The sequence below is a fragment of the Pontibacterium sp. genome (assembly GCF_964228735.1).
Classification (GTDB): domain Bacteria; phylum Pseudomonadota; class Gammaproteobacteria; order Pseudomonadales; family Balneatricaceae; genus Pontibacterium.
The window spans coordinates 1-5,880 of record NZ_CAXRBQ010000087.1 but is presented as its reverse complement, the minus strand read 5'-3'; the positions used below and the strand labels follow the sequence as shown (position 1 = coordinate 5,880).

Here is a 5,880-nt window from a genome sequence, read left to right as displayed (position 1 = left end):
CCAGTCCCATATCTCGGTAAAGGAGATCAAAGACAGTTCGAGCCTTCCGATCGGTGTTTGACAAGTCTTATCTCCAATCAAAAAAGGCCCGACGGCTGTCGGGCCCAAAGAGGGATATAGCAGTACGTTAAAGAAACGCTTTCATTGCCTCAGTTAGTCAGGTGTACGTAGCTGTCTACGAAACGTTTGTACTTGTGCTGGCCACACGTATAGGTCTCGTATTTAGCCGGGTTCTCTTCGCTCTGGCAGGTTGGCACCACACTTACTTCCGCATCGAAATCCAGGTCGATAAAGAACGGTACGGAGTAGCGCTCTTTGCCGCTGGCATTGATTACGCGGTGCACGGTGGAGATGTAGCGGTCGTTGGTGAAGGTCTGTACCAGATCACCGATATTCACGATAAAAGAGTCTTCCACCGGTGGTGCGCTCACCCAGTCGCCGTCGCGGTTCTGAACCTGCAGGCCTCCTACCGCGTCCTGAGAGAGAATGGTCAGGAAACCGTAGTCGGTATGTGCGCCGATACCGATCTCTTCCTGGCTGATCGCGCCATCCTGTGGAGGGTAGTGCAGCAGGCGCTGGATGGTGATCGGTTTCTGCTGCAGCTTTTCAAAGTAGTCGGCTGGCAATCCCAGACTCAGGGCGATGGCGCTGATCAGCTTACGGGCCAGCTTCATCATCTCACCGTGGTACTGATCCATGGTCTCGCGGAAACCTTCCGGCTGCTCCGGCATCAGGTTCGGGCCAAAGAACGGGGAGACTTCCTGCTCATCCTTACCGAAATCAAAACACTCTTTGAAGTCGCGGGTGTTTTCCGGATCTACGTTTTCACCGTACATCGGAATGTAACCACGCAGGGTCTGGCCGGAGTTGATGATGTTCAGCTTTTCTTTCTCTGCCAGCGGCAGGTCAAAAAAAGCTTCGGTCTGGGCGTACACCGCTTCAATCAGCTCCTTCGCCACACCGTGGTTTTTGATGTAGAGAAAGCCGATGTTTTCGCAGATATGACCGATCTCGTCAGCCACTTTCTGTGGGTCGCTACCGTCGATCAGCGGGCCTACATCTACAATCGGGATTTCGCTGAAGGAAACGGTTTTGCTATGAAGACGAACGTCCTGAAAAGAAGCCTCTGCGGCAGAAGTAGCATAAGTCACTGTAATTCACCTTGATTGTCTGGGGCGCCCGTAACACGTGGCCTCACGCGAAAGCGACCCTGTTCTTATTGTGTGGTGATCAGTTTCTCTGAAGTGGGGTGTGGGCCTATATCACAAAAGCGAAGAACCCTGTTCTTGAAACGAGAATTTGAGTGTTTTTTGACGGATAGGAATCGAAATTGTGCTTTAGCTCTGACGCAGTTCTGACGGACGTTTGCCGAACTGTTCACGGAAGCATTTACCGAAGTGGCTCTGGGAATTGAAGCCCGTTGCCTGCGCGATATTGGCGATACTGAGGTGGGTTTCCTCCAACAACTTTTTGGCTTGCTGCAAACGCAGGCGCAGGTAGTAGCGGCCGTGTGTGGTGTCTTCATATTTGCGGAACACGATCTCCAGATTACGCGGCGTGGTGCCAATCCGGCTGGCAAGTGTGGAGATGGAGTAGGGTTCGGCGATGTGCTTTTCCATCAACTCTACTGCAGCACCCAGGCAGGGGGATTTGATGCGCAGGCTAAGCTGGCGGTGGGTGCTCTGCATCTCTTCGCTGCTGCGCACCCGATCCTGCATAAACTGCTGCGAAACCCGATGGATGAAATCCTTGCCGTGATCCAGACCGATCAGGTACAGCATCATATCCAGAGTGGCGGTGCCGCCAGCGCTGGTGTACAGGTCGCCGGTCACGGTAAACAGGTTTTCCTGCAGCAGTATTTGGGGATATAGCTCAGCGAAGGTGGTGCGGTATTCCGGTACCGTGGTACAGCTTTTTCCTTCCAGAAATCCCGCACGCGCCAGAATAAAAGCACCGCTGCTGAGGGCGGCTATTTTGCCTTTGTTGCGTTGGATTTTCTTCAGTACGCGGGTCAGTTCCGGGTTGTCGTACCGCGCAGCATCACGGTAAGCACAGACAAAAACGATATCGCTGTTAAGGCACTCGTCCAGAGTGGCTGTGACGTTAACCGGTACCTGGTTTGAGCTGGTGATCACATCGCCGACCTGATCTGCTTCCGGTGAACAGATGTTGTAGTGATACAGAGTCTGATCATCCAGCCAGTTGGCAACACTTAGGGCTTCGACAGCCAGGGAAAACGAGGTGAGCGCAAATCCCGGCAGTAGGATAAAGCTGACTTGGGTTGGCGACGGGGCTGCATTCATCCGTGGATTCGCTAGCTTTGTTGTTTGGCTCGTGCAGCGCTCGGCGACACGCCAAAGTAGTCTTTGAAACAGTTACTGAAGTGGCTGGTGCTGACGAATCCGCTGGCGATCGCTACGTTGGTGATGCTCTCGTTGGTTTGTAGCAGCAAGCGGCGGGCGTGGGTAATACGTAGCTCAAGGTAGTAACGGGAAGGGCTGCTATCCAGATGGGTCTGGAACAGGCGCTCCATCTGGCGACGGGAGATGTTGATACAGCCTGCCAGCTCTTCAAGGCCCAAAGGTTCTTCGATGTTGTTGCGCATCAGCTCCATAATGCTGCGCAGGGATTCCGGCAAGGTTGGGTCGTCACCCAGTTGCAGCTGCACGGAGTCCTGGGCCTCGGCTACCTGATCGCAGCTCAGAATTTCGCGGATCGCACGTACCAGATCGGTGCCTTTCAACTGGCTTATCAGCTTGAGCATCATCTCCAGCGCACTGACCGGGCCAGAGCAGGTGGCGCGTTTATTACCAACAACCAGGGTATTTTTGGAGACGTTCACCCGGTTGAAGGTTTCACGCATATACGCGTGGTTGTCCGGGTGTGCTGCACACTCCTGGCCATCCAGCAGATCAGCGTGGGCGAGGGCAACGGCACCATTCCACAAACCGCCCAGGATCAGGCCCTGTTTATCTGCGGCTTTCAGGCAGGTGTTCAGTTTTGAATTGATTTCCAGGGAGGATCGAAAGCCACCACAGACAATCAGAATATCGAGGTCGCCCCGGTGCTGAATCTGCAGACTTTCTACGGTACCGTCGGTGGAGATGTTGATGCCAAGATCACTGACCACCATTCGGGAATCGATGCCGAGCGTGCGGTATTCAAAGATTGGGCTGGCATGCACCAGGTTTGCTGTCACCAGTACATCCAACGCACCGGTAAATGCCACCATCGAAAAGTGTTCCTGCAGGATGAACCCCACACGGATCGGTTGCTCTCCCGACGCGTCCGAATTCACATAGGCTTTATTGGAATCACTGTTCGTTTTGCTGAAATCACGTTTGGTGGAGCAATTGGTCATAGAAGGGGCCTCTATTCCAGATCGAGCTCAGATCTGTATATAACTAAATTAAAGCAGATCCGGGTCTGGTACCTGACTTAAAGCGACATGCTTGGATATAAACCACCCGCCCACCTGTCGTGGACGGGCAGTGATCCTCTCACGGCTGCATGATCAGCTCAAACAGCATAGAGCAGTCTTTCGCATTTGGCAGGGAAACGATCGCATCCACGATTTGATTCAGTCGTTCATCCGAGAAGCTTACGCTGCCCAACAGGTGGAATTTGGCCAGAAACTCCTCGCGGGTCATTGCTGTTGCCGGGTCGCCTTTAGCCTGGGTGACCGGGCTGACAATCTCCTGACCATCCTTCAACTGAATGGTTACGCGAGACAGGATCTCCTCCGGGAAACGAGCCGACAGGTCATCCGCTTCTACGATCTCAACCTTGCGGCTAACCGAAAGAATATCCTCTGCTGTGATCGCATCGCCGGTGACTTCGGCAGGCCCCACCTGGCCACGGGCGATCAACGCTGCCAGTGGGAAGGCCAGACCGTACTGTGCTTCGTCGGCATTGGCCGGGAAGTGGCCCTGCAGGCGCATCGATTCGTGGAAGGTTTCCACGCGAATCTGTTCAACATTACCGCCGGTGATCTCAGGATGTTGCTCCAACATCGCTGTGACAGCTGTCAGAGATGGCTGTGCCCAGCGGCATACCGGCCATGGTTTGAAATACTGGGCATCAATTTCCCAGCGCTCACCCAGGTCGTTCCAGCAGTGGGCGATTTTGTTTTCGGCAACGGTTTCAGCGGGTCCACCGGTGATACCGGCCTGCGCCATAAACACGGCGTTCACACCGGCATAGGCACCCGCACCGTGCGCATCACGCAGCATGGACGGGAAGTCGACCAGTCGCATCATTGGGCAACGTGGGCCAAAGTATTCGGCGATACCCAAGGCGTGCAGGAACTGCTCTTCATCCATGCCGAGCAATCGGGCTGCACCACAGACCACACCCAGACCGGAGAAGGCACCGGATGCGTGGTATTCGGCAGCGGTATCCATCAGTGCCACACCGGCACGCAAACCGGTTTCATAGGCGATCGCGAGAACGGTAAGGAACTCTTCACCGCTGATCTCACGGCCTTGTGCTCGACAGGCATCAGCCAATGCCAGCAGGGCAGGGACCACGGTCGCGCCCGCATGGCCTTTGGAGGTGAAGTGACCTTCGTGGGCATCCAGGCTGTCGGCACTGAAGCCACCAGCCCAGGCTGCGCCCATCGGATGAACCGTACGACCATCAAACAGCAGACGGCAGTTCAGATCGGTAGCCGGGTAGTGGGTTGCCGCATAGTTACGGATGTTGCGGGTGGTTTCGTTATCTTTTGCACCGGCCACTACACCCAGAATATCCATCAGCGAGGTGCTGACCAGATAGCGGGTGTGCTCCGGGATATCGCTGTATTTGAGATCTTGAATAAAGCTGAACAGAGACATATTTGTTGTTTCCTGATACAGAGAGCAAAAAGGCACCTTGAGTCGCCTCTTAGGTGCCTTTGTGGGCTATGACATTACGGTTTATTTAGCAGCAGCGCGTGCTTCTGCAATCCAGCCATCGAACTTATCCTGGTTCGCCGCGATCCACTCCTGAGCGTGACGCTTGATGTCTTTCATAGACTTCTCGCCGTTCTGCATCTTCAGGTTCTGCGCACTTTCATCGCTCGCAGTGATCTGTACCAGAGACAGCAGTTTGGTGGCTGCAGGGTTCTCTTCAGCGAACTCTTTGTTCAGTACAGATTTAACCTGGTCTACCGCGAAGCCAAGGTTTTTGCCCTGGAAGCTGGTGTTTACGTCGTTGTTGCCGTCAGGCAGGGAGGTGTGAGGTACTTCCAGCCACACTACGTCTTTGTCTTCTACCAGTACGCCTGCGATCCACTGTGGCACCCAGGTGTAGTACAGGATTGATTTACCTTCTTTGTAACGGGTGATGGTGTCGGCCATCAACGCGAAGTAAGAGCCCTGGTTGTGAGTCACGGTGTCGCCAAGATCGTAGGCTTTGATCTGGTGGTCGATTACCAGCTCACAACCCCAACCCGGGTTACAACCGGTCAGGTCTGCTTTGCCATCGCCGTCAGCATCGAACAGCTTCGCGATCTCTGGTTTTTGCAGGTCGGTCAGCTTGGTGATGTTGTGCGCTTCAGCGGTTTTCTTGTCGATCAGGTAGCCCTGCAGTACGCCTGGGATTACGTCACCGGCTTTAACCATGGTGCGGTCGCCGCCGGAGTTTTCGTAGAAGTCGTTATGCAGGATGTCCCACATGTGTACGCTGAAGTCCGCATCACCGTAAGACAGTGCCAGCATCATGGTGGCGTATTCAGTCTCTTTTGGCTCTTCTACTTCGTAACCCAGGGCTTCCAGGCCTGCAATCGCGATCTCACCGCGGAAACGCTCTTCCGCGATAGTTGGGAAGATTGGGGTTACTTCCACACCTTTACCCGGCATGGATTCCGCGTTGGCGGTCAGTGCCATCTTCCCAACTCTC

Annotated in this window: 5 protein-coding genes; all 5 read right to left on the bottom strand. The window is 54.4% G+C overall.

What is annotated here, in order from left to right:
- Positions 1–149: 149 nt before the first annotated feature.
- Positions 150–1,151, bottom strand: coding sequence for an isopenicillin N synthase family dioxygenase (locus tag ACEQ15_RS10405; RefSeq protein ID WP_370279114.1), 1,002 nt, complete (start codon positions 1,149–1,151; stop codon positions 150–152).
- A gap of 186 nt (positions 1,152–1,337) precedes the next feature.
- On the bottom strand, positions 1,338–2,303 hold the full coding sequence (locus ACEQ15_RS10400; protein ID WP_370279113.1) for a GlxA family transcriptional regulator: 966 nt from the start codon (positions 2,301–2,303) through the stop codon (positions 1,338–1,340).
- Between the two features lie 11 nt (positions 2,304–2,314).
- Positions 2,315–3,361 (bottom strand): GlxA family transcriptional regulator, encoded by a 1,047-nt coding sequence (locus ACEQ15_RS10395; RefSeq protein ID WP_370279111.1) that lies wholly within the window; start codon positions 3,359–3,361, stop codon positions 2,315–2,317.
- Positions 3,362–3,500: 139 nt separating this feature from the next.
- Complete coding sequence (locus tag ACEQ15_RS10390) at positions 3,501–4,835, bottom strand: MmgE/PrpD family protein (protein WP_370279110.1); 1,335 nt, start codon at positions 4,833–4,835, stop codon at positions 3,501–3,503.
- A gap of 81 nt (positions 4,836–4,916) precedes the next feature.
- Entirely contained in the window at positions 4,917–5,867 is a 951-nt protein-coding gene (gene proX, locus ACEQ15_RS10385; protein ID WP_370279116.1) for a glycine betaine/L-proline ABC transporter substrate-binding protein ProX, read from the bottom strand.
- Positions 5,868–5,880 lie beyond the last annotated feature (13 nt).